This is a genomic window from Pseudoalteromonas sp. T1lg10 (assembly GCF_002964545.1).
GTDB lineage: Bacteria > Pseudomonadota > Gammaproteobacteria > Enterobacterales > Alteromonadaceae > Pseudoalteromonas.
Genome location: NZ_PQBV01000037.1, coordinates 1 through 321 on the forward strand (window position 1 = coordinate 1; position 321 = coordinate 321).

Sequence of the window (321 nt, forward strand, 5' to 3'; positions counted from 1 at the left end):
AGAACTGTTACCGCTCGACTTGCATGTGTTAGGCCTGCCGCCAGCGTTCAATCTGAGCCATGATCAAACTCTTCAATTAAAAGTTTTTTGTTCCCACTCATAAAGAGTGAAGAACGGCGCTCATTGAATTCTGATTTTGATTTCTCTTTATAAAAGAAAAATCGAATTGACTGTGCTGAAACAAGTAAACTTGTTTCCGTTGGCCACTCAGTTCAATTGAGACTCTAAATCTGTTTGCGTCATCTAGCGAACTAGAATCTGCTGTTAGAACTCAATCTGTACGAGTGCCCACACAGATGATTGCTTCATATTTTTAAAGAA

At 39.3% G+C, this 321-nt stretch carries 1 rRNA gene; it reads right to left on the bottom strand.

Annotated features, from left to right (window positions below):
* Positions 1–79: ribosomal RNA gene (locus C2M17_RS08685) — 16S ribosomal RNA — on the bottom strand; the annotation flags it as partial.
* Positions 80–321 lie beyond the last annotated feature (242 nt).